Source organism: Proteiniphilum sp. UBA5463, assembly GCF_002427225.1.
GTDB lineage: Bacteria > Bacteroidota > Bacteroidia > Bacteroidales > Dysgonomonadaceae > Proteiniphilum > Proteiniphilum propionicum.
This window is the reverse complement of sequence record NZ_DIQL01000055.1, coordinates 11,548-33,194: the sequence shown is the minus strand read 5'-3', so window position 1 is coordinate 33,194 and position 21,647 is coordinate 11,548. Positions and strand designations below refer to the sequence as shown.

At 41.1% G+C, this 21,647-nt stretch carries 17 protein-coding genes; 5 read left to right on the top strand and 12 right to left on the bottom strand.

The window, feature by feature from the left end; genetic code table 11:
- Positions 1 to 311 precede the first annotated feature (311 nt).
- From B3B27_RS09550 to miaA, 5 genes are all read right to left on the bottom strand, one after another.
- Positions 312 to 1,172: a sigma-70 family RNA polymerase sigma factor gene (locus B3B27_RS09550; RefSeq protein ID WP_238867679.1), complete on the bottom strand. Its 861-nt coding sequence runs from the start codon at positions 1,170 to 1,172 to the stop codon at positions 312 to 314.
- 206 nt (positions 1,173 to 1,378) lie between these two features.
- Complete coding sequence (locus tag B3B27_RS09545) at positions 1,379 to 2,905, bottom strand: Do family serine endopeptidase (protein WP_238867678.1); 1,527 nt, start codon at positions 2,903 to 2,905, stop codon at positions 1,379 to 1,381.
- A 198-nt stretch (positions 2,906 to 3,103) separates the two neighbouring features.
- Complete coding sequence (locus tag B3B27_RS09540; protein ID WP_238867677.1) at positions 3,104 to 4,279, bottom strand: glycosyltransferase; 1,176 nt, start codon at positions 4,277 to 4,279, stop codon at positions 3,104 to 3,106.
- A gap of 17 nt (positions 4,280 to 4,296) precedes the next feature.
- Positions 4,297 to 5,454 (bottom strand): diaminopimelate decarboxylase, encoded by a 1,158-nt coding sequence (lysA, locus tag B3B27_RS09535; protein ID WP_238867676.1) that lies wholly within the window; start codon positions 5,452 to 5,454, stop codon positions 4,297 to 4,299.
- A gap of 185 nt (positions 5,455 to 5,639) precedes the next feature.
- The gene (gene miaA, locus B3B27_RS09530; RefSeq protein WP_286832588.1) at positions 5,640 to 6,554 is read right to left on the bottom strand and encodes a tRNA (adenosine(37)-N6)-dimethylallyltransferase MiaA; all 915 of its coding nucleotides are present in this window, start codon (positions 6,552 to 6,554) and stop codon (positions 5,640 to 5,642) included.
- Between the two features lie 794 nt (positions 6,555 to 7,348).
- Between miaA and B3B27_RS09525 the strand changes: the two genes are divergently transcribed.
- Positions 7,349 to 8,959 (top strand): DUF3078 domain-containing protein, encoded by a 1,611-nt coding sequence (locus B3B27_RS09525; RefSeq protein ID WP_286844721.1) that lies wholly within the window; start codon positions 7,349 to 7,351, stop codon positions 8,957 to 8,959.
- Between the two features lies 1 nt (position 8,960).
- Here the strand turns inward: B3B27_RS09525 and fmt are convergent, their stop codons facing one another.
- Genes fmt through recR form a run of 6 tightly spaced genes read right to left on the bottom strand, consistent with a single transcriptional unit; the run spans position 8,961 to position 14,066 of the window.
- A complete protein-coding gene (gene fmt, locus B3B27_RS09520; RefSeq protein ID WP_238869513.1) occupies positions 8,961 to 9,938 on the bottom strand; it encodes a methionyl-tRNA formyltransferase in 978 nt (325 codons plus the stop codon).
- Positions 9,939 to 9,966: 28 nt separating this feature from the next.
- Positions 9,967 to 11,784, bottom strand: coding sequence for a chloride channel protein (locus B3B27_RS09515; protein ID WP_407681775.1), 1,818 nt, complete (start codon positions 11,782 to 11,784; stop codon positions 9,967 to 9,969).
- 26 nt (positions 11,785 to 11,810) lie between these two features.
- On the bottom strand, positions 11,811 to 12,392 hold the full coding sequence (locus B3B27_RS09510; protein ID WP_286832593.1) for an L-threonylcarbamoyladenylate synthase: 582 nt from the start codon (positions 12,390 to 12,392) through the stop codon (positions 11,811 to 11,813).
- Between the two features lie 24 nt (positions 12,393 to 12,416).
- Complete coding sequence (locus B3B27_RS09505) at positions 12,417 to 12,950, bottom strand: GNAT family N-acetyltransferase (protein ID WP_286847333.1); 534 nt, start codon at positions 12,948 to 12,950, stop codon at positions 12,417 to 12,419.
- On the bottom strand, positions 12,928 to 13,437 hold the full coding sequence (locus B3B27_RS09500) for a hypothetical protein (protein WP_238867671.1): 510 nt from the start codon (positions 13,435 to 13,437) through the stop codon (positions 12,928 to 12,930). The genes B3B27_RS09505 and B3B27_RS09500 overlap by 23 nt, the downstream gene beginning before the upstream one ends.
- Entirely contained in the window at positions 13,434 to 14,066 is a 633-nt protein-coding gene (gene recR, locus B3B27_RS09495; protein ID WP_286832586.1) for a recombination mediator RecR, read from the bottom strand. The genes B3B27_RS09500 and recR overlap by 4 nt, the downstream gene beginning before the upstream one ends.
- 338 nt (positions 14,067 to 14,404) lie before the next feature.
- Between recR and B3B27_RS09490 the strand changes: the two genes are divergently transcribed.
- The 4 genes from B3B27_RS09490 to B3B27_RS09475 all read left to right on the top strand — a co-directional run bounded on the left by B3B27_RS09490 (position 14,405) and on the right by B3B27_RS09475 (position 19,031).
- Positions 14,405 to 15,337, top strand: coding sequence for an NAD(P)-dependent oxidoreductase (locus tag B3B27_RS09490; protein ID WP_238867669.1), 933 nt, complete (start codon positions 14,405 to 14,407; stop codon positions 15,335 to 15,337).
- Between the two features lie 16 nt (positions 15,338 to 15,353).
- On the top strand, positions 15,354 to 16,433 hold the full coding sequence (serC, locus tag B3B27_RS09485; RefSeq protein WP_286847332.1) for a 3-phosphoserine/phosphohydroxythreonine transaminase: 1,080 nt from the start codon (positions 15,354 to 15,356) through the stop codon (positions 16,431 to 16,433).
- Positions 16,434 to 16,971: 538 nt separating this feature from the next.
- Positions 16,972 to 17,334: a BlaI/MecI/CopY family transcriptional regulator gene (locus B3B27_RS09480; RefSeq protein ID WP_238867667.1), complete on the top strand. Its 363-nt coding sequence runs from the start codon at positions 16,972 to 16,974 to the stop codon at positions 17,332 to 17,334.
- A gap of 131 nt (positions 17,335 to 17,465) precedes the next feature.
- Positions 17,466 to 19,031: a M56 family metallopeptidase gene (locus B3B27_RS09475; protein WP_238867666.1), complete on the top strand. Its 1,566-nt coding sequence runs from the start codon at positions 17,466 to 17,468 to the stop codon at positions 19,029 to 19,031.
- 151 nt (positions 19,032 to 19,182) lie between these two features.
- Here B3B27_RS09475 and B3B27_RS09470 read toward each other — a convergent pair whose 3' ends face one another.
- Complete coding sequence (locus tag B3B27_RS09470; RefSeq protein ID WP_238869511.1) at positions 19,183 to 21,504, bottom strand: transglycosylase domain-containing protein; 2,322 nt, start codon at positions 21,502 to 21,504, stop codon at positions 19,183 to 19,185.
- Between the last annotated feature and the right edge of the window lie 143 nt (positions 21,505 to 21,647).

The following is a 21,647-nucleotide window of genomic DNA, read 5'->3' as shown; positions in this document are numbered from 1 at the left end:
CTAATTAAACATTTTTTATTACAATAACTCGATATTTTTTGTTGTATGTTATTTACAGTACCGTATTCAGTACTACCTTATCAGGTTTATGTTTAACGTTCACATTAAAAAAATGTTCGACAATTTGCCATAAAATATACAATTATGGAAGCAAAAGCTTGTACAATTGCGCTTTCTTAGGCAAACTTTGGAATGCAAATATAAAACTTAATTTTCACATAATCTCCTTTTTGTGTAAAAAATCACCAATTTAAGCCTACATATAGATTTTTTTACTATTTTTTCTATTGGAGCTTTACACTAGACAGGATTTATCCCAGGTAACTTTTCAATAGTTTACTTCTGGAGTCCTGCCTTAGTCTTCGTATTGCTTTTTCCTTTATCTGGCGAACGCGCTCACGAGTCAACTGGAATTTATCACCGATCTCTTCAAGTGTCATCTCCTGGCAGCCTATGCCGAAAAACATCTTAATGATATCGCTTTCTCTCTCAGTAAGAGTAGAAAGAGCCCTGTCTATCTCCTTTTGCAGTGATTCGTTGATTAGGGTCCGGTCAGCGATGGGTGCATCATCGTTAACCAACACATCAAGCAAGCTGTTATCTTCACCCTCAACAAAAGGTGCATCCATGGATATATGGCGACCCGAAACCTTCAGGGAATCTGTGACCTTCTCAACCGAAAGGTCCAACTCCTGAGCAAGCTCTTCTGCTGAAGGCCTGCGCTCATTTTCCTGTTCAAATTTTTGAAAAGCTTTGCTTATTTTGTTAAGCGAGCCCACCTGGTTCAATGGTAACCTCACTATTCTGGATTGTTCGGCCAGTGCCTGCAGGATGGATTGACGAATCCACCATACAGCATAACTGATGAACTTAAATCCCCTGGTCTCGTCAAATTTTTCGGCAGCTTTTATCAAGCCAAGGTTGCCTTCATTTATAAGGTCTGGTAAGCTTAGTCCCTGGTTTTGGTATTGCTTGGCTACTGATACTACGAAACGGAGGTTGGCTTTTGTGAGTTTTTCAAGAGCCTGACGATCGCCTTTCTTGATAGCCTGGGCTAATTCCACCTCTTCTTCTACGGTTATAAGATCTTCACGGCCTATTTCCTGAAGATATTTGTCCAGAGAAGCACTTTCGCGATTGGTGATCGATTTTGTAATTTTTAATTGTCTCATTTATCTTTATTAGTCTGATTTTTTTAATTGGAACTAAGGAGGGAGCGCAAAGTTACAAAATATTTTTGTTATTAATTTACGATATAAACCATATTCCAAACATATAGCAAAGGAATATGGTATTTAACCGACTCCTTTGCTATAAAAACACAAATAACTCTGTTTTGTTACTGAAAAGGCAGTAATTAACCTTCGTTAACGCTATGTCATTTATTACCAGTCAGATCAATGGCAATATATTGGGTTCTTCCATTCGGATAAAAACCTGCTACAAGCAGTACTTTATCCTGACGGTTGCTCGTGGAAGCAATAATTTTGGCTATATCGCTTTCACTGTTAACCGGAGTATTGTTTATTCTCATAATGATGAACCCTTTGTTGATGCCCTCTTTTCTGAAAAGCCCGCTGTTTGTAACACTTACAACCTCTATACCGCTTGATATGCCCAGTTGTTTTTTCCTTTCATCGGGGATCGGTTTGAAAGTAGCGCCCAATGTGCTGATTGAATCGGAACTGCGGGTAATTTCTGTGCTGCCTTCATCATTTTTAAGTTCTATGTTAAAACTATGGCTTTTGCCATTGCGGTCGACTGTCACACTGATCTTGTCACCGGGCCTGTATCTGTTCAACTGGCTCTGTAATTCTGCAAAATTGCGGATAGGCACATTGTTGATGGCGGTAAGCACGTCTCCCTTCTGTATGCCTGCAGCCCTCGCGGCACTGCGGTCACTGAAATCTTCCACAAGAACACCTTTTATCTGCGACAGCTCACGTGCTTTATCTGGGTCCTGACGTCTTATGTTTTCTATATTCGGAACCTGTATGCCTAAAACCGCACGCTGTACAGTGCCATACTCTTTAAGATCGGCTGCAACCTTTCCAGCTATTGAGATGGGAACGGCAAAAGCGTAACCTGCAAAATTTCCTGTTTGGGAAAAAATAGCAGTATTTATGCCTACCAGCTCACCTCTGGTGTTTACAAGGGCGCCCCCGCTGTTCCCTGGATTGACGGCTGCATCAATTTGAATGAACGATTGAATGTTAAGGCTGCCTCCTCCCATAACGTTGCTTCTGTTTTTAGCACTTACTATACCGGCAGTAACGGTAGAAGTCAAGTTAAACGGGTTGCCCACGGCCAGAACCCATTCTCCTACCTCAAGAGCGTCGGAGTTGCCGAATGTAAGATATGGAAAATCTTCACCTTCTATCTTAAGCAGAGCAATGTCGCTCTGCGGATCTGTGCCAATCACTTTGGCTGTAAATTCACGATTGTCGTTTAAAGATACAGATACCTCAGTGGCATTCTCCACCACATGATTATTTGTTATTATATATCCATCCTTTGAAATTATAACGCCGGAGCCGAAACCGACCTGTTCACGCTGCTGAGGTATGCGGTCGCCAAATCCGAAGAAATAGTCGAACGGATTGATATACTGCTGCTGGCTTATTGTCGTAGTTTTTACGTGTACTACACCGTTTACCGACCTGGAAGCAGCTTCTGTGAAATCGGGATACCCTTCTGATGTTGTAAGATTGGTGAGTACAACATTTTTGTCTTGGTTAAATGAGTTTGAATAGGTTCCAATTTCTTTTGATGTCACATTTCCTGATGCATCGGCACGACTACTGTTGTTTTTGCCGATAATATTGTAACCCAGTAAAGTAACTACTGAGCTCAAAATAGCAACCAGTACGATTGCAATTACGTTTTTAGTGTTACTTGTATTCATATTAGTAATATTGAATTTATTTTTTATCACAGAACAACAAATATAAGACAAATAATGTGCAGATTTTCATCAGTAAGATTATCTTTTTAACACTTTTAACTGAATCAATAATTGATTAACCGCATTTAACCCCATCCGCCATAATCAAAAGGAATTTTCAACTGACAAAATGGCGCTTGACCCTTTTTTATGATCGGTTTATCGTCGTAATCCGTTTCTCCTGTTGGCATATTTTCTGAATTGCAAATTATTGAAAGGTTGAAAAATATCAAAAAAGATCAGATTTATATGATATCTTCCGGCTCGAAAGAGATGGCTATTTTTGTTGATTACTGCAAGCTGGACTAAATAGCGGATTACAAAGAGCAGGAAGGTGAACAGCAAAAGCAAGTAGTTATGCCAGACAATACCTAATGCCGTAGCAGCTATGAATACTGTGTAAAACACATATTTGGAGAAGGTCTCACAACCGAATACCCTGGAAGGGAAACCTTCATAAAACTGTTTTGTGTATAAATACTTTGACTTTAACGCTCTCCATGTGGAAAAGTTGTCAACACTGTCTGTTTCAGTTATGCTTTCTGGAGAAATAACCACACCGGTAATGCTTCTGCGTGCAATCCTGTTGATATACAAATCATCCTCACCACCGTCAATACTCAACACCTGCGAAAAGCCTTTATTCTTGAAAAAAAGCTCTTTTTTATAGGCCATATTCCGGCCAATTCCCATGAATGGCCTGTGTGCAATGGCCATGGATAAAAACTTCAGATGATGGATGAGGTTGTCGAATATTATAAAATTTCGCATGTGAACATTTTTCCGGATCAACAGCTTGCTATATCCAAGTACAATCTCTTTTCCATCTAAGAATTCTTTCCCATACTCCTTAATCCATAGTCTGGAGCATGGCCTGCAATATGATTCCGTAAAGAGGAGTATGTCGTTTTTTGCTGCTTTGATACCCAGTGTGAGCGCCAGTTTTTTTTCGTTTATCTCATCGGCTTCTGCAGGTACATAGGTGTGGTAGAGGCGTGGATATCTTAGTTCAGCGGCTTTCAATACCATGTCAGTTTCATCTGATGAGCCGCTGTTTATTACAATAACCTCGAAATTGGGATAATCCTGTTCAAAAAAAAAGGGCAGGTTCTTCTCCAGCTCTTCCGAATTATTTTTTGAGGAGATTATTACTGAGATTCCAGGCAGTTCTTCGTCGGGGACGATACTCCTTTTTCTCTTTTTCTCGTATAAATAAGGTTTTCTGTAAACTGAAAGATAAAAAAAGAGTTGAATCAGAAAGAAAAGAAACAGTGAGCCTGTCAAAATCCATTCAATCATGGAAAAATGTGGTAAAGCTGAAAAGATACTATCCATTATAGCATTGAATTTAATTAAAGAGTATCAGAAAAACAGGATTCAGGAAGATCGCGGCAGTTGTATTGTGATGCCATTGTTTCTCCGTATGCTCCGGTAGAACGAATGGCTAAGAGATCACCCCTTTCTGCCCAGTTCAACATTAACTGTTCAGCGAACACGTCACTAGATTCACAGATAGGGCCTACAACGTCGTAGGGTGTGTATTCATTGTCTGAGCTGATATTTTCAATATGATGAAATGCCTGATACAAGGCTGGCCGGATTAAATCGGTCATGCCGGCATCAACTATCAGAAATTTCTTCTGAATACCTTTCTTCACGTAAAGAACGCGGGTAATAAGTGAACCGCATGGAGCTACTACCGAACGGCCCAGTTCGAAGTGCAGATTCTGGCCTTTTTGTAGCTTCAGGTTTTTTACGAACAACCTGAAATAGGACTCAAAATCAGCCATCGGGAAATGGTTGGGATGATGATAATTTATTCCAAGTCCTCCACCCACATTTATTATCGAAAGCCTTACACCCCTTTTGTTAAACCATTCCTGCAACTCCTCAACTTTAACGCATAGATCCTCGAACGAAGAGAGGTCGGTAATCTGAGAACCTATATGGAAATGCATCCCGATGAGCTCAATATTCGGAGAGGAGTTTATAAGCTTCAGCACTTCCGGAAGATCCCTTTCGTTGATGCCGAACTTGTTTTCTTCTAAACCGGTGGTAATATATTTGTGGGTATGCGCATCAACGTTAGGGTTAATGCGAAGAGCCACACGAGCAGTTTTTCCTTTTCCTTCAGAAAGGGAATTGAGCACCTCAAGCTCAGGTATAGATTCAACGTTAAAGCAGAATATATCATGCTTGAGCCCGATCTCTATCTCCCTGTCGCTCTTTCCAACGCCGGCAAAAACAATTTTACCGGGAGAAAAACCACACTCCAGTGCCTTTAGTATTTCATTTCCGCTTACACAGTCCACACCAAACCCGAAAGAAGCTATCTCTTCCATAATGCGCGGGTTTGCATTAGCCTTTACCGCGTAGTGTATGTGAAACGGCCTATTTTCGGTCTCTTTCTTTATTGTCTCAAGAGTGTTTCTCAACAGCTCCATATCGTAATAATAGAAAGGCGTGTCAAGTTTCTTGAATTTCTCAACTGGAAATGCTCCTTTTATCATCTGTTTAAACGTATATTTGGTGAAAAGCAGATCCTGTTGCTTTTGAAGCAGCAGGAGCTCTTGTTATCAGGACAGCAAAATTACGATAATTCCGGCGATTTTCATACAATTTATTTTTTTTGCAGTGAAGGAGATTTTTAGCAGGGGTACTCAATAAATGAATGGGATGAAAAACTCAATTAAGCTTATTTCCCAATGAAAGAATGTGCTTGTAATAGTTTTTCTTTCATTGGAAGAGAAGCGTCAATCCAGTGAATAGTTAATCCGCGGCGTTCCATTCCCCTGAACCAGGTCATTTGCCGTTTGGCAAACTGATGAATAGCTGTTTCCAGCTGTCCTGACATCTCTTCATAACTGATAACCCCTGTCACGTATAGGGTTACAAATTTATATTCCAGCCCGTAGTAGATAAGATCTTCCGGTGAGACACCTGAATTTATGATTTTTTTCACCTCATCTACCATGCCTTCACGTAATCTTACCTGCAGGCGGTCGCTAATTTTTTCCCGACGCAAATTCCTGTCGATATGAAGTCCTAGTATGATGCTATCAACAGACGGGAATTCGGAAGCCGAAGCTGTCTGTTTAGACTTGAAATCGGCAATTTCTATCGCCCGGATAGCCCGTTTTTTTGTGTCTGTATCGGTGATGTTGTGAAGTGGGCCATAGCTTCGCAGTATTCTGGCCAGTTCTTTCAGCGATTTCTCTTCAAGAGATCTTCTCAATTCGGAATCGGCGGGCACGTCTGGCAGGTTATATCCCTTTAGAACAGACTCAATATAGAGCCCGGTGCCGCCGCAAAGTATGGGCCTTTTACCGCGCGATATAATATCAAGGTATGCAACATGAAAATCGTGCTGATAGTCGTAGAGCGTATACTTGTCGCCCGGATAGCGAATATCGATGAGATGATAGGGTATTAGGGTGCCGTCAACAATGTAATCAGAGAGGTCCTTGCCTGTACCGATATCCATCTGCTTGTATACCTGCCGTGAATCGGCACTCAGAATTTCACCATCCAGCTCATAAGCCAGATGTGTGGCAAATGTGGTTTTGCCACATGCCGTAGGGCCAAGTATTGTGATCAGTCTATTTCCCATATTATCAGCTTTCCCCGGCATCTCACCCGAAAATAGCTAAACAGCTTATTTTTATATACGCATCGTTTGGATAGATGCGAAAGTTAAGTGAGTTACTATTTCTGTGCAGTTATACTGATTTTATTACCAAGAATGTTACTTTAAAATGAAATCTGGTCTTCTGCTGCGGTCAGTTCTCCCTGTGACTCAAGACAAGTTTGATTCGCTCTCAGCACAGTATATATTTTTTTATTCGATTGCAATGAAAAAGACATTTTGGACGGGTCTCAATTGTTATTTCTATATCTTATGCAAATATAACTATTGTCAAACGATTTTACGCAATCATCGTATAAGCAAATTTTTAATGTTTCATATTCAGCTATCCGTTATGTTATAGTTTTAGTGTTGACTGAAGTCAGCTATTTGGATTAGATCCCATTTTTTCAGCTATTTTGTTGCTGTTTTGTTTTGATTTGAAGTCTGATATTTGGAATATGTTCAACTTTTTCTTTCTTTTCGGTTTCAATAGAGTTCCCGGAAACATCTTCATAAGATGAAAAATGAGACTATTTGTTCGAACACCGGTTTAAAAAGAGTTCCCGGAAACATCAGAATATTAAATTTTCAGCTGTTATCGTAAAACATGCAAAGTTAAATAACAAGCAGTCGAAATGTGAGAGTGGTTTTCAAAGCATATCGTTTTTAAGTAAAACATTTTTTATATCTTTGCTATTTGTAATAAAATAAAATCGGAATAATAAAATTTGCTAAATAACAGGAAATAAGCATATTAATACAATATAAATTTAGGTATGAAACGAATCGTTTTTCCTTTGATTTTATCTCTTTTTTCATTCGGGGCAGTGGCTTCTGTGATTGACGTCACGTCTTATGTTATAAAAGATCCGGTACAAGTGCAGGATAGTACGGATTTGTTTCGTAATATAACAGATATAAGCAGGCAAATAGAACGTCATACAAACCAACCGGAAAACACACAGACAGTTTCTCCTGAACAGCCAGAAGTACAGACTATTAATGTTGAGCCGGTTGCAATGCCACGGATTAATGTTAATATGTATCCAGCACCTCAACGCAGAGTATTCACATCAACTGAACCCCCTGTTCCCAATGTTAAACATTATTTAATGATTAACCATCTCGATTCACTCTATTCAAGGAAAGAGAATGGGACATTGGAGCTGCCCTTAAGATATTATGATAATAATGCAATGGATGGGTTGACATTCAGGGATACACTTTTCTACAGCCCTCTGTTCCTTCCCATGATTTTCACAGGTGAAATTCTTCCGCGAGAATTGTCATTTTACCCCATGGATGAGGACAAAGATAAAGGATTGCTTATACCGCTGGAGAAAACTTTCGCTCCAAAGCTAAGGCACTACGATTTTGTACAGGATGTAAGGATGAACTATTATAAGACCTACCCTGATAAAGTAAAATATACTGTTGAAATTTTCGACACCCTGCCGCGTATGTCTGGGGCGGATGATGTGGTGAAAGAGACTTTTAATCCATTTCGTGAGCTTATAAAAACAGAAACTACATATTCCCTCGATGCACCGGGTGTGGAGGTCGCAACCATTAACCGGAGATATTGGATACGCAATGGAGAACACTCTTTTCAGTTTGCTCAGAACTATTTTTCCGATAACTGGCACAGGGGAGGTACAAATAATCTGAACTTCAACAGTTATCAAAAGTTTACTGCAAATTACAATAAAGACAAGGTGAGGTTCAACAACACATTAGAGTGGAGGCTATCTGTTTTTAATGCACCTGATGATACACTTAGGAGATACCGTATAGGAAATGACCTTGTTCGTTATTACGGCGACTTTGGAGTTAATGCATTTACGAGCAAATGGTCATACTCAATGAACCTGGAGGCAAAAACGCAACTGTTTAATGCTTATCCCACAAACTCTAACGATCTGCGATCCGCTTTTCTAGCTCCTTTATATGTTAATGCAGGTGTGGGTTTGAAATATAATCTGGACAAAAAATCAGATAAGGTGCGTCATCGTCGTGTGAAGCTGGACCTGGCGATAGCTCCTATTTCAATAAACTATAAATATGTAGGGAACTCCTCAATTAATGTGAAACGGTTCGGTATCCCTGAAGGAAAAAAATCTCTAATGGATATCGGTAGCACCATTACATCGATCTTTAAATATGATATTACACGCTACATAGCATGGGATTCACGTCTTACATATTTTACAAGCTATGAGAAGGTGGTATCGGAATTCGAAAACTCACTTAATATGGCATTGAGTAATGCACTCTCAACCCGCATATATTTGAATGTCAGGTTTGATGACGGGGTGCCACCCGATTCGAAGCTAAAATATTGGCAGTACAACCAGACACTCAGCTTCGGATTAAATTATAAGTGGTAGATTATATAAATAACGCGTTTTCACTAAAAGTGTAACCGTTGAGGAAATCGGTGATATTCATCCTTTTCTTTCCCGGCAACTGAAGTTCGTTAATGTGAACGAACCCGTCCCTGACTGCTACTTTTACAAAGGTTTTGTGATCTGTTTCAATTGTTCCCAAGGGTAAGGAGTGATTGCACCTTTCAGCTACTTCCGAGGCAAACACTTTGAGTCGCTCTGCCTCATTGCTGCCGTGCTGGTTTAATTCTGTCCATGCGGCGGGGTAGGGCGATAAGCCACGTATAAAATTAAATATCTCAGAAGCAGTTTTTCCCCAGTCGATACGGCAGGTGTCCTTGAATATTTTGGGTGCTGGCTTCAGTTCCAGCTCTTTTGCGAACATTTTGTCCTGCAGAACCGTATCTGCCTTACCGCTAAGGACTGTATCCACCGTTTTTAATACAAGGGATGCTCCCATCGCCATTAGCCTGTCGTGAACTGATCCTGCATTATCTTGTTTACTGATAGGTGTCTTTTCCTGAAAAATGATCGCCCCGGTATCTATTTCGTGAGTTATAAAAAAAGTGGTTACACCTGTCTCCTTTTCTCCGTTGATGATAGCCCAATTGATGGGGGCAGCACCACGGTATTGTGGAAGCAGTGATGAGTGCAGGTTTATGGTGCCTTTGGGTGGCATACTCCAAACTACCTCAGGCAGCATGCGGAATGCCACCACAACCTGCAGATCGGCTTTCAGTTTTCTCAGTTCATTCAGAAACACCTCATCCTTCAGCTTCTCCGGCTGTAACACTGGTAACCCTTGCTGCAATGCATACTGTTTCACGGGTGATGGCCGGAGTGAATAGCCCCTTCCTGCCGGTTTGTCGGGCATGGTTACTACTCCCACTACATTATATCCGTTCTCAACCAGCGCTTTTAGTGATTCAACAGCAAATTCGGGTGTCCCCATGAACAAAATTCGTGCCTCTTCTTTCTTAATATTGATCGTACTATCCATCTTGATTCTGTTATTCATCAGTTTCGGAGTAATTTTCTACCAGAACTTCCCTGTATGAGTTAAACACTGAAGATTGTGACAGTAGCCCCTGATATACTCCTCCGGAATCTACTACCGGTAGATTCCATGCTTTTGTATTTTCGAATATTTCCATCACCTCTTCCATACTTGTGTGAATATCAATTTTTGATGGCGAACCCACCATAAATTTCTCAACTGTGAACCTGTCGTAAAGCTCCGGACGGAACATGATATTGCGGATATCGTTCATCAAAACAAGTCCTAACAGAACACCACTATCAGTAACAACGGGGAAAATATTTCTTTCAGATGCAGATATAACCTTAACCATATCACCTAGTGTCATTTCGGGAGTTACCGTAGGCACATCTTTCTCAAGCAGATCCTCTACCTTCAGGAAAGTAAGAACTGCCTTATCCTTGTGATGCGTGATCAGTTCCCCACTCTTGGCAAGGCGCATGGCGTAGATGCTGTGCCTTTCGAACATCAAAATTGTTCCATATGAAACCAGAGAAACAATCATGAGAGGAAGGAACAGATGATATCCGCCTGTAAGCTCTGCGATAAGGAAGCTACCGGTAAGCGGTGCATGCATCACACCGGCCATCACTCCCGCCATACCCATAAGTGCGAAATTCTCCTGCGGCAGATAGGTAGTATATCCTAACCGATTGAGTGTATATGAAAAAACAAAACCTGCGATGCAACCCAGAAACAATGTAGGTGCAAATACCCCTCCTGTTCCTCCTCCACCGTTGGTGGCACTAGTGGCAAATACTTTAAAGATAATTACCGGAACAAGAAAACCTACTATTGCCCACCTGCTTGCAATGTTGTGAAAAAAACTTTCGTTCATAAGAGAAAGAAAAGAGTCGCCTCCTGCCAGCAGTGTGTTGATAGTGTTGTACCCTTCACCATACAGAGGAGGAAAAAAGAATATCAGTATGCTGAGCAAAACTCCTCCAAGCAGAAATCTTTTCCAGCTGGGTAAATTGTGGAAGATATCTTCCAGCCAGCCCATTGTGCGAATAACATAGAGCGAGACAAAACCACAGAGAATACCCAGAATAATCACATACGGTATTCGATCGAGTATAAAAGGTTCAACCAGAGTAAAGGCAAACATGGCGTCCATGCCTGTGAGAAGGTATGAAACGGTGGTTGCGGTTACTGCTGTAACAAGAAGAGGTAGTATTGAAGACATGGTAAGGTCGAGCAGCAACACCTCAATCACGAAAAGGATACCGGCAACGGGCGCTTTGAAGATTCCGGCTATAGCTCCGGCGGCACCGCATCCTACGAGAATCATCAGGCTGCGTTGTTCCAGTTTGAAGAATCTTCCCAGATTAGACCCAATGGCTGATCCTGTGAGTACTATCGGTGCCTCGGCTCCTACGGATCCTCCAAGGCCTATGGTTACGGAGCTGGCTATAATCGACGAGTACATGTTATGTGGTTTTATCCTGCTTTTGCGCTGAGATATGGCAAAAAGAATTTTTGTGACGCCATGGCTTATATCGTCCTTAACTACGTATTTTACATATAATCCGGCAATAAGGATTCCCACAATAGGGAATAGGAGGTAGGAAAAGTTAAAATTATCGCGACTGAAATTCTCGGTCAGGAAAAACTGAAAAAAATGTATGGCCGACTTTAAAATATAAGCAGCTGTAGCAGTGAGTATTCCAACAAGGAAGCACACAAATAGCAAAAAATGACGCTCTTTTATATGAGAATCGCGCCATAGCAAAAACTTATTGTGTATCTCTTTAAATTGCATATTTGGAATAAGGTTCCTTATGTTCATCTTAAGGACAAAGATAGCAAAATTGTTTATTTTCTGATAATTTGTATTGTGCCGTCTCTACTTAATTTCACAATTGATGATGGCCTGGATTGGGCTTGTTCTTTTTGCCGATATGTGACAATATAGTCAACTCCGTCTTTTATGATCGCTTTTATTTGTGAAAACCGGGTTGGAGAGGGATCGCCACTCAAATTTGCCGATGTGGATACAATGGGCTTGCGGAACTGTTTACACAGTTCTCTTGAAAATGCTTCTTCTGTAATGCGTATACCAATTGACCCGTCGGGTGAAATAAGATTGGAAGCAAGGTTTTTGGCTCCGTCGTAGATTATGGTGAGCGGATTGGTGGTTAACTCTATAAGGTCCAGTGCGATATCAGGCACTTCTTGTACATAGGAATTCAGCCTGGCCGGATTGTCCATAAGAATGAGCATCGACTTGCTGTCGTCTCGCTGTTTCAGCTTATAAATGCGTTTAACCGCGTCTTCATTTGTAGCATCGCAACCGATACCCCATATGGTGTCGGTAGGATAGAGGATGATTCCTCCCTTCATTAATACATCACAAGCTTTTTTTATGTCGTCCTGCATATTGTTTCCTGTTGAAATTCATTTATCGTGACCCGTAACAATTTATTTTTCCGGGTTAATTTTTTGCATCACCTGTACATCCTCGAAACTCTCTTCACCTGAAAGCCATTCTTTCAATATCCCTACCGGAAGATAGAAGGCTTTCGTAAACAACGAGGTACTCTCCTTGTTTTTTACAGGTACAAAAGCGTAAAGTTGCCTTAATTTTAGAAAACCAAAAGCATACTCTTCAAGGAGTATCAGCGTTTGCAGGCCCAGCCCCTGTTTCCGGAATTTTTTATCTATCAGGATGCCCACACCCGCCCTACGGTTAAACGGGTCAAAATCATACAGGTCGACAGCGCCTGCCGGCTCGGCTGATTCATTCAGCTCTACAATCAAACGGAGCTGTTTGTCCACATATATATCGTGTCGTGAATCAATAAGGTACTGCTTTAGTGTGAACCGGGAAAAGGGGTGGATTGATGAGCCGCTTTCCCACATCTCAGTGTCATTCTCCCATACGTAGAGTACATCAAGGTCTTCCGGTTCAGGTGCGCGTAACCTGATATTTCTATTCTCCAGGTATATCTTCATTTCCGGGTATTGTTTTAACATCCTGCAGAGGTTCGTTTTTTTCACCCTTCACTTCAGTCAGTGCTGCCAGTTCGGGGTACGATGGCCTGCAAAATAAAAAGGTGATAAAAAATACTACAGTAAACCAGAAAAAGTTCATATTCCCTGAATACCCGTACAGAATAATATTTGTTAGCGCTGCAATGCTTAATATGTATATACGTGTGAATGATAGCCATTTGTATTTCTTTATTGCTGCGCAGGCCTCTAAGGGACTATGAATCTTTTTCATGCCGATGGCGAAATATTTCAATGCTCCCGGAACAGCAACTATGGAAATTATCAAGGTGAATGTTTCCAAAGTGACACTGATCGTCTTTTTCTCATGAAAAAAGGGAAGCAGACGAAACAGAAAAAGTAAAAAAAGAGATGCCAGAAAAATTATATTTACGTAATAATGGGCTTTCAGAAGCCGGATGGCCTTGTCAATTTTATTTTCTTCTCTCATTTCGACAGGAGTTTATACGATTCATCGAAGGGTGTGCGGTTAATAATAGAACGTCCAAGTGTCACTTCATCGGCATACTCTATTTCATCACCAATGGAGACACCTCTGGCAATAATGCTTACTTTTACGCCGTATGGTTGCAATCTTCTGAAAATATAAAAATTTGTGGTGTCGCCTTCCATCGTTGCACTCAGTGCCAGAATAACCTCTTTTATATTGCCGTTACTCACTCTCTCTTCCAGGCTTGCAATCTCCAGGTCAGAAGGGCCGATGCCGTCGATAGGAGAGATGATTCCACCCAACACGTGGTACACTCCCCTGAACTGAATGGTTTTCTCAATCGCCATAACCTCTTTAACGTTTTCCACTACGCATACAAGAGAGTGGTCGCGTGATCTGTCGGCACAGATACCACACATTTCCGTATCGGAGATATTATGGCATGATGAGCAGTATTTTACTTCATTTTTCAGCTTAATTATTGTGTTCGCAAAGTTTGCAACCTTCTCTTTATCCTGCCGCAACAGGTGAAGTACCAGCCGGAGTGCCGATTTTCTTCCAATACCCGGTAGTTTGGCAAATTCGTTGACCGCATTTTCGAGCAGAGTTGATGGATAGGGACTGTTCATCGCGTTGTATATTTCGTGCGCTGACACAAAGATACGATTAATCGATTTATCGGACAAATATCTTTTAAGAGAGATAAATAATGAACAATTGAGATTTTTTTATTCGGATTTCGTTTTTTGTTACGCATAAGTTTGTAAATTTGTAACTTTATTTGGAGGTAAGATTCCATACAGCAGACACTGTTTTTTTTAAAAAATAGTGAAGCATATTTTGTAAAGATTATATTTTCAAAAACAGAAATTTATTTTAGGTTGTAACATTATATGTTTTTGTAATGGGAAATCTCATACCCGTCAAAAATGTAATTTCTGTAAGTTATATTAAAAAGATAAAAGATATGAGAGTACTTTTGGCGACAAGTAAACCGTTTGCTCTACAGGCAGTAAAAAGGATACAAGAAATTGTTGAGTCTGCGGGGCACACACTTGTCATATTGGAGAAATATACAGACAAGTCTCAAATGCTTGATGCCGTGAAAGATGTAGAAGCTATAATAGTCAGAAGTGATATTGTAGATGGTGAGGTAATATTTGCTGCTCCAAACCTGAAAGTGATTGTAAGAGCCGGGGCTGGTTACGATAACGTGGACCTTGATGCTGCCACTCAACAAGGAATTTGTGTAATGAACACTCCCGGCCAGAACGCAAATGCCGTAGCTGAACTTGTTTTTGGCATGGCCATTTATATGCAACGCAATCAGTTTGACGGTTCGGTAGGCCGTGAGCTCAAAGACAGACGACTTGGATTGTATGCTTTCGGAAATGTAGCGAAGATGGTGGCCAGGATTGCCAGAGGTTTCGACATGCCGGTTTATGCCTATTCCCCGACTCTTACTCACGATGACTTGCGCAAAGAGGGTGAATACGGTGTTATTGCTGCATATAGCAACATAGAGTTGTTTGAAAACAGTGATATAGTTTCTTTACATATGCCTTTGCTGGGTGAAACTCGTAACTGTGTAAATTATAGCCTTCTGTCACATATGCCTCAGGATGGTCTTCTTATTAATACGGCGCGTAAAGAACTTATAGTAGAGGATGATCTTTTACGAATTATGGAGGAGCGGCCTCTATTTCAGTTTGTTACCGATATTAAGCCGGACAAGCATGAAGAGTTTCTTGCAAAATTCCCAAAGCGCTACTTCTCCACACCAAGAAAATCGGGAGCTCAGACAGCAGAAGCCAATTTAAATGCCGGGCTTGCCGCAGCCAGACAGATTGTTTCTTTTTTTAAGGATGGAGATGACAAGTTTAGAGTGAATAGAAAATAATAAATATACCAATAAAATGAAAAAATACAATTTCAACGCTGGCCCGTGTGTACTTCCAAGGCCTGCAATAGAGTCCGCAATTGAAGCAATTCGCGATTTTGACAACACCGGAATAGGTATTCTGGAGATATCACACCGTACACCTGGATGGGAACGTATCATGAAAGAGACAGCAGACCTCTGGAAGGAGCTTCTCAACATTCCCGACAATTATAAGGTCTTATTGCTCGGAGGCGGTGCCAGCACTCAGTTTTTTGATGTTCCGGCTAATCTTATGAAAAAGAAGGCTGCATATTTGCAGACTGGTGTGTGGGCCAAAAAAGCAATTAAAGAGGCAAAATTCTACGGCGAGGTTGAAGTTGTGGCTTCTTCCGAAGATAGAAACTACTCCTATATTCCCAAAGGATACACCATTCCCGTCGATGCCGATTATTTCCATATCACCTCCAACAATACTATTTACGGTACGGAGATTCATGAAGATATTGAAAGTCCGGTGCCATTGGTAGCCGATATGTCGTCTGACATTATGAGCCGCCCGGTAGATATATCTAAATATGGAATAATATATGGCGGGGCGCAGAAGAATGTTGGACCTGCCGGTGTGGCATTTGTAATTGTACGCGAAGATATTCTTGGAAAAACGGGCCGCCCGCTGCAGACCATGGTGGATTATCGCACACATATAGGCGCAGCAGAGAAAGACCGCTCCATGTTCAACACTCCTCCTGTATTTTCTATATTCGTGATGCATGAAACCCTGAAATGGGTAAAGGAGCTGGGAGGTGTTGAGGCAATGCACAAGCTCAACAAGGAGAAAGCTGCGCTTCTCTACGACGAGATAGACCGGAATAAACTCTTTGTTGGAACCGCAGCCAAAGAAGACCGCTCCATCATGAATGTTTGTTTTGTGATGAGTGAAGAGTATAAAGACAAAGAGGCTGCTTTCCTTGAGTTTGCAAAAGAGAAGGGAATGGTTGGGATTAAGGGGCATCGTTCAGTTGGAGGCTTTCGTGCATCCATATACAATGCCTGTCCTAAAGAAGCCGTGGAGGCATTGGTGCAGTGTATGCAAGATTTTGAGAAGCAGCTGTAAGAAACGCGCTTCGCTCAAATAGCTTGTCAGATCACATCTGTTTTATCGAATGGGTTTCCGCTAAACATTTGATAGGTCTCATATTTAGCTGCATATGTTTTAATTTATATATGCGAAACTTGAGTTAGTTATTGTTCTCTTTTAGAAGAGGAGATGAGGAAGAGAGGGTGAAGTCACACTGTGATGCACTCTCTTTTTTATTTATTTAACTATAAAATAGTACGAGAAAGTTTCTGCATTACGAAAAATTCGTAAATTTGTATTGTTTAAATAGTCGTGTGCCTTTTAAAATGTCTGAGTTTAGTTTTTTGAATATTTAAATAGCAGAGATACAAAAATACTTCGACGATTACTTTAAAATAATTCTTATAATTCACTGAATATCAGCAGAGTATGGTACTTTTGGGAATCCAGCATAACTTATTAGCTGTCAGTATTATAAATGAGGTTTTAACGAAGCGTAAATTCAAGATATTATAAAAAATGACTTTCCCAAGTAGGTTCATTAGCTATATGTTTTTAAAAATTGATATGAATTATGGATAGATTAACACCCCAGGAAGAAATTGTGATGTTGCATGTGTGGCAACTCAACGAATGTGCTATAAAAGATGTGGTGGATAAAATGGAAGAGCCTAAACCTCCGTATACCACAGTGGCATCTATCTTCAACAATCTTGAGAACAAAGGATATCTGATAAAAAGGAGATTTGGAAATGTAAAGGTTTATAAACCGAAAATATCTGAGTCTGCCTATAAACGTCACTTTTTGTCTGGAGTGGTGCAGAGTTATTTCGATAACTCCTATAAGGAGCTAGTATCTTTCTTTGCTAAAGAACAAAAGATCAGTGCTGAGGAGCTGAATGAGATTGTTCACCTGATTGAGAAAAACCGGGAGTAGCCCATTTGTTGGACATTTAACTTATACTGATCATGTACTCTTTTCTTATATATCTTGTACAAGTTAACATTGCCATAGTTTTGTTTTATCTTCTGTATATTACAGTATTAAAACGGGATACATTTTTATTGGTGAGACGTATCTTTTTCCTGTCGGCAATTCTATTTTCTTTGCTTTACCCTCTTTTTGTTATTCCTGCATTTGGTGAGATGTGGAATTTTCGCTCCAATTCATTGGAGAAAGTTAATTCTACTGTTATTTTTGAAAAGCCTGCCATGGTATTAGCTACAGAAGAACCTACATCCCTTCCCTCCTTTGCGATATCCTGGGAGCAGGTCCTGACTGCCATCTTTGGTGTAGGAACACTATTTTTTGTGTTGCGGTTTTTCTGGCAGCTCATCTCTATCATGCGAATTCGTCTTAATTGTGAAAAAAGTATGATCTCCGGAATTGCTGTTTACCAGTTGAAGTATGATATGCCCCCTTTCTCTTTTTTCAAATTGATATTTATACATACTGAAAAGCATTCTGAAACGGAGATTGCGCAGATTCTTCTACATGAGCACACGCATGTACGACAGTGGCATTCGCTGGATATTATACTTATCGAGATTTTTTTTCTTTTTTCCTGGTGGAATCCTTGTGTGTGGCTAATGAAGCGGGAAATGGCTATGAATCTGGAATATCTTGCTGATAACGGTGTCCTTCGTGAAGGGGTCGACAGCCGCGAATATCAATTCCATCTTTTACGATTGACTTATCATGAAACTGCAGTTCAGATAGTAAATAACTTTAATGTATCACAATTAAAACAACGAATTATGATGATGAATAAAACTAAGTCGCCCATGGTAAAGCTGGCAAAATATATTGCCAGTTTACCCTTGGCGCTTTTGCTGATTACCGCTAACAGCGTCTATGCTCAACAAGCCGAACCTCAAAAGAGAATATCAGCCACTGATGAAGTTTTTGTAGTAGTAGAGATTCAGCCCGAATTCCCCGGTGGAACAGAAGCAATGATGAGGTTTCTGATTGACAATATCAGATATCCGGAAGAGGCTAAAACGAAAGGTATTGAGGGAAGGGTAATTTGTAATTTTATAGTGATGAAAGATGGTAGCATAGCCGATGTGAATGTAGTACGTGGAATTGACCCGCTGTTGGATGCCGAGGCGGTTCGGGTTCTTGAGTCGATGCCTGAATGGGAGCCGGGCAAACAGCGCGGACAAGCTGTAAATGTACGATTTACCATACCGGTAGTTTTTCGGCTGAGTAGAAATGAAAGTTCTGATTTGAAGGCCGTATGTGTTAAAGCTGATAGTTCGCAGGAGCAGGCCTTTGTTAAGTTTATAGCTCAAAATATTAAATATCCTGTTATTGCGCAGGAAAATGGTATTACGGGGTTGGTAAAAACCAGTTACAGTGTCAGTGATAAGGGAGAGATAACAAATCTTAAAATTGCGGAAGGAGTTGATCCTTCTCTTGATTCAGAAGTATTAAGAGTGTTGAAAATGATCCCGTCAGATATTGTCCTGGAAAAGGAAGGAGGAAGAGCCAATTCAAAAGTCGATCTTACAGTATATTTCAGGTTACAAGACGAGGAATTATCAAACAGTGGTAGCAGTTCTGTTGTCAGTGATATTGTAGTAGTGGGATACGGAGTTAAAAAGACGCCTGAAATAAAAGATCCAAGATAGTTATCAACTATTCTCCTTGTTGATAATTATATCAACATCAAGGGAGGTATTCAATTTTGAATCCTCCTTTGATCTCTATTTAAAGCCGATGCTTATACTTGTTTTTCAGCTTATTATTCCTGTTGTCCGGTGTGGCAGTTGTCGAATAATATCAATTGAATATGTCGTCGATACCTTCGCTCTCCACCATCGGATCATCATTCCGGTAGAAGTCGGGAGAGTAGCGCTTTGAATCATGACACGGGTCGAATTCGGCTGGGATATCAAAAACACCGTCGTCACTGTATTTTAGTTCGCGATCGGCATAAATCTTTTGATAAAACAACCCGTGAATGGGTAACGCCATGCTGGCTCCCTGTCCGTAAGCCATCCGGTCGAAATGTATGGATGGGTCTTCACCGCCCACCCAGCAGCCTGCGACCAGATTGGGGGTAAACGACATAAACCATCCGTCGGAATTATTATTTGTCGTACCCGTTTTTCCGCCCATTTGCCCTTTCAGGTTATATAACCGTCTCAGCCTGCCTCCCGAACCGCCATCGATGACAGCCTTCAGCATATCGAGCATCTTATAGGAGGTAGATTCACTGAAGATCTCTTTCATTCTGGGGACGGATGAGTACACTTCGTTGCCGAACTGGTCTTCAATTCGGGTCACCAATACCGGCTCCACGCGGATGCCTCTGTTGATGAAAGAAGAATAGGCTCCTACCATCTCATAAACTGATGCGTCATTAGGTCCCAGCGCAAGTGAAACTACCGGATCGGCCGGAGTCTTCAACCCGAATGATTGGAGCATACGGGCAAATGTGTAGGGCGAGAATTGCTTCATCAGCCAGGCAGTCACCCAGTTGTCGGAGTTCTGAAGGCCCCATTTGATGGATACAAACTCTCCGGAAGCTTTACGCGTATTGCGTGGTTCCCATGGCTCCCCTACTTCGGGCATAAGTGTTACCGGGCCGTGAATCATTCCGTCGCAAGGAGTCATCCCCTCCTCCATTGCAAGAGTGTAGAGATAAGGCTTGATTGTAGAACCTATCTGCCGTTTGCCGGTGGAAACCATATCATATTTGAAGAATTTGAAATCAGGCCCTCCTACATAGGCTTTTACATGTCCCGTTAAAGGATCCATTGCCATGAATCCCGCACGAAGGAAGTTTTTATGATAGCGGATTGAATCCCAGGGTGTCATCAGTGTGTCTATTTCCCGATGCTCCCATGAGAAAACCTTCATTTCGACAGGTACCTCCTTAAAGTTTTTAATTATTTCAGCTTCACTGAGTCCTCCTTTTTTAAGAACACGGTAACGTTCCGTCTGTTTCATTGCTGCCGTCATCAGATCATCAACCTGATTGCTTACTTCAACAGAGTACGGAGCGTATTTCCTACCGGCCTTTTCACTGAAAAACTGTTTTTGGAGATATCCGCCCAAATGTTCTTTCACAGCAGCTTCCGCGTAGCGTTGCATACGGGAATCGATTGTTGAGTAAATCTTAAGTCCGTCTGTGTAGATATTGTAGTTCGATCCGTCAGGTTTTTTATTTTTATTACACCATCCGTAAAGTGGATCTTCCTCCCATGAGAGTGAGTCTTCCGTAAACTGTTGTTTTTTCCACGAGGCGTAATTCTTTCTCTGTGGCTTCACGGCCATCATCATTTTTGCCAGATGCTGACGGTAATAAGGAGCGGCAATATCAATGTGACCGGAACGGTTAAAATCCAGTTCAATTGGAAGTTGTTTTAGGGAATCGGCCTGTTGCTTCTTAAGGTGCCCAGCCTTCTGCATCTGAGAAAGTACAACGTTCCGACGCTCTTTTGTAACCTCCGGGCGTCGTACCGGATTATAAAGGGATGAGTTTTTAAGCATTCCAATAAGCATGGCTGACTCATCTACGCTCAATTCGTCGGGGGTTTTATTGAAATAAGTACGTGCGGCAGACTCAATCCCCACGGCATTATAGTTGAAGTCATATTTGTTCAAGTAGAGGTTGATGATCTCATCTTTAGAATAAAAGCGCTCCAGCTTCGCTGCAATTACCCACTCAACAGGTTTTTGAAAAACACGCTGAAGTTTGTTGTTTGCCCGTGGAGAGTAGAGAAGCTTTGCCAGCTGTTGAGTGATGGTACTCCCGCCGCCGCTCTCTCCTTTATTGAGGATAAGTGTTTTAAATACAGCTCTTCCCAAGCCTATAATATCTATACCGGAGTGGGAATAATATCTCACATCTTCGGTCGAAATTAATGCATCGATAAGATATGGGGACAGGTCTGAATAATCCACAAAAATTCTATTATCATCGCTTTGTGAATAGGTGAAAAGCAGTTCGTTATCGGAAGAGATAACCTGTGATGCGTATTTATCAATCGGATTCTCCAGCTCATTAATCTCTGGCAGGTAACCAACAAGCCCTGCCGACACGAGCAGGAAAAAGAGCGCAGCACCTGCCACCATCAGGCCGAACAGGCTCCACATGGCTTTTATGATGTCATATTTCCCTGTTACTTTTTTTGTTTTCGATGCTCTTTTCTGAGCTTTTTTTTTCTTACCCATAACTTTCGGATCTCTTCATGAAGTTTGTGGACAACCAATGTTCGCCGCAAAAGTACATAAAAGCA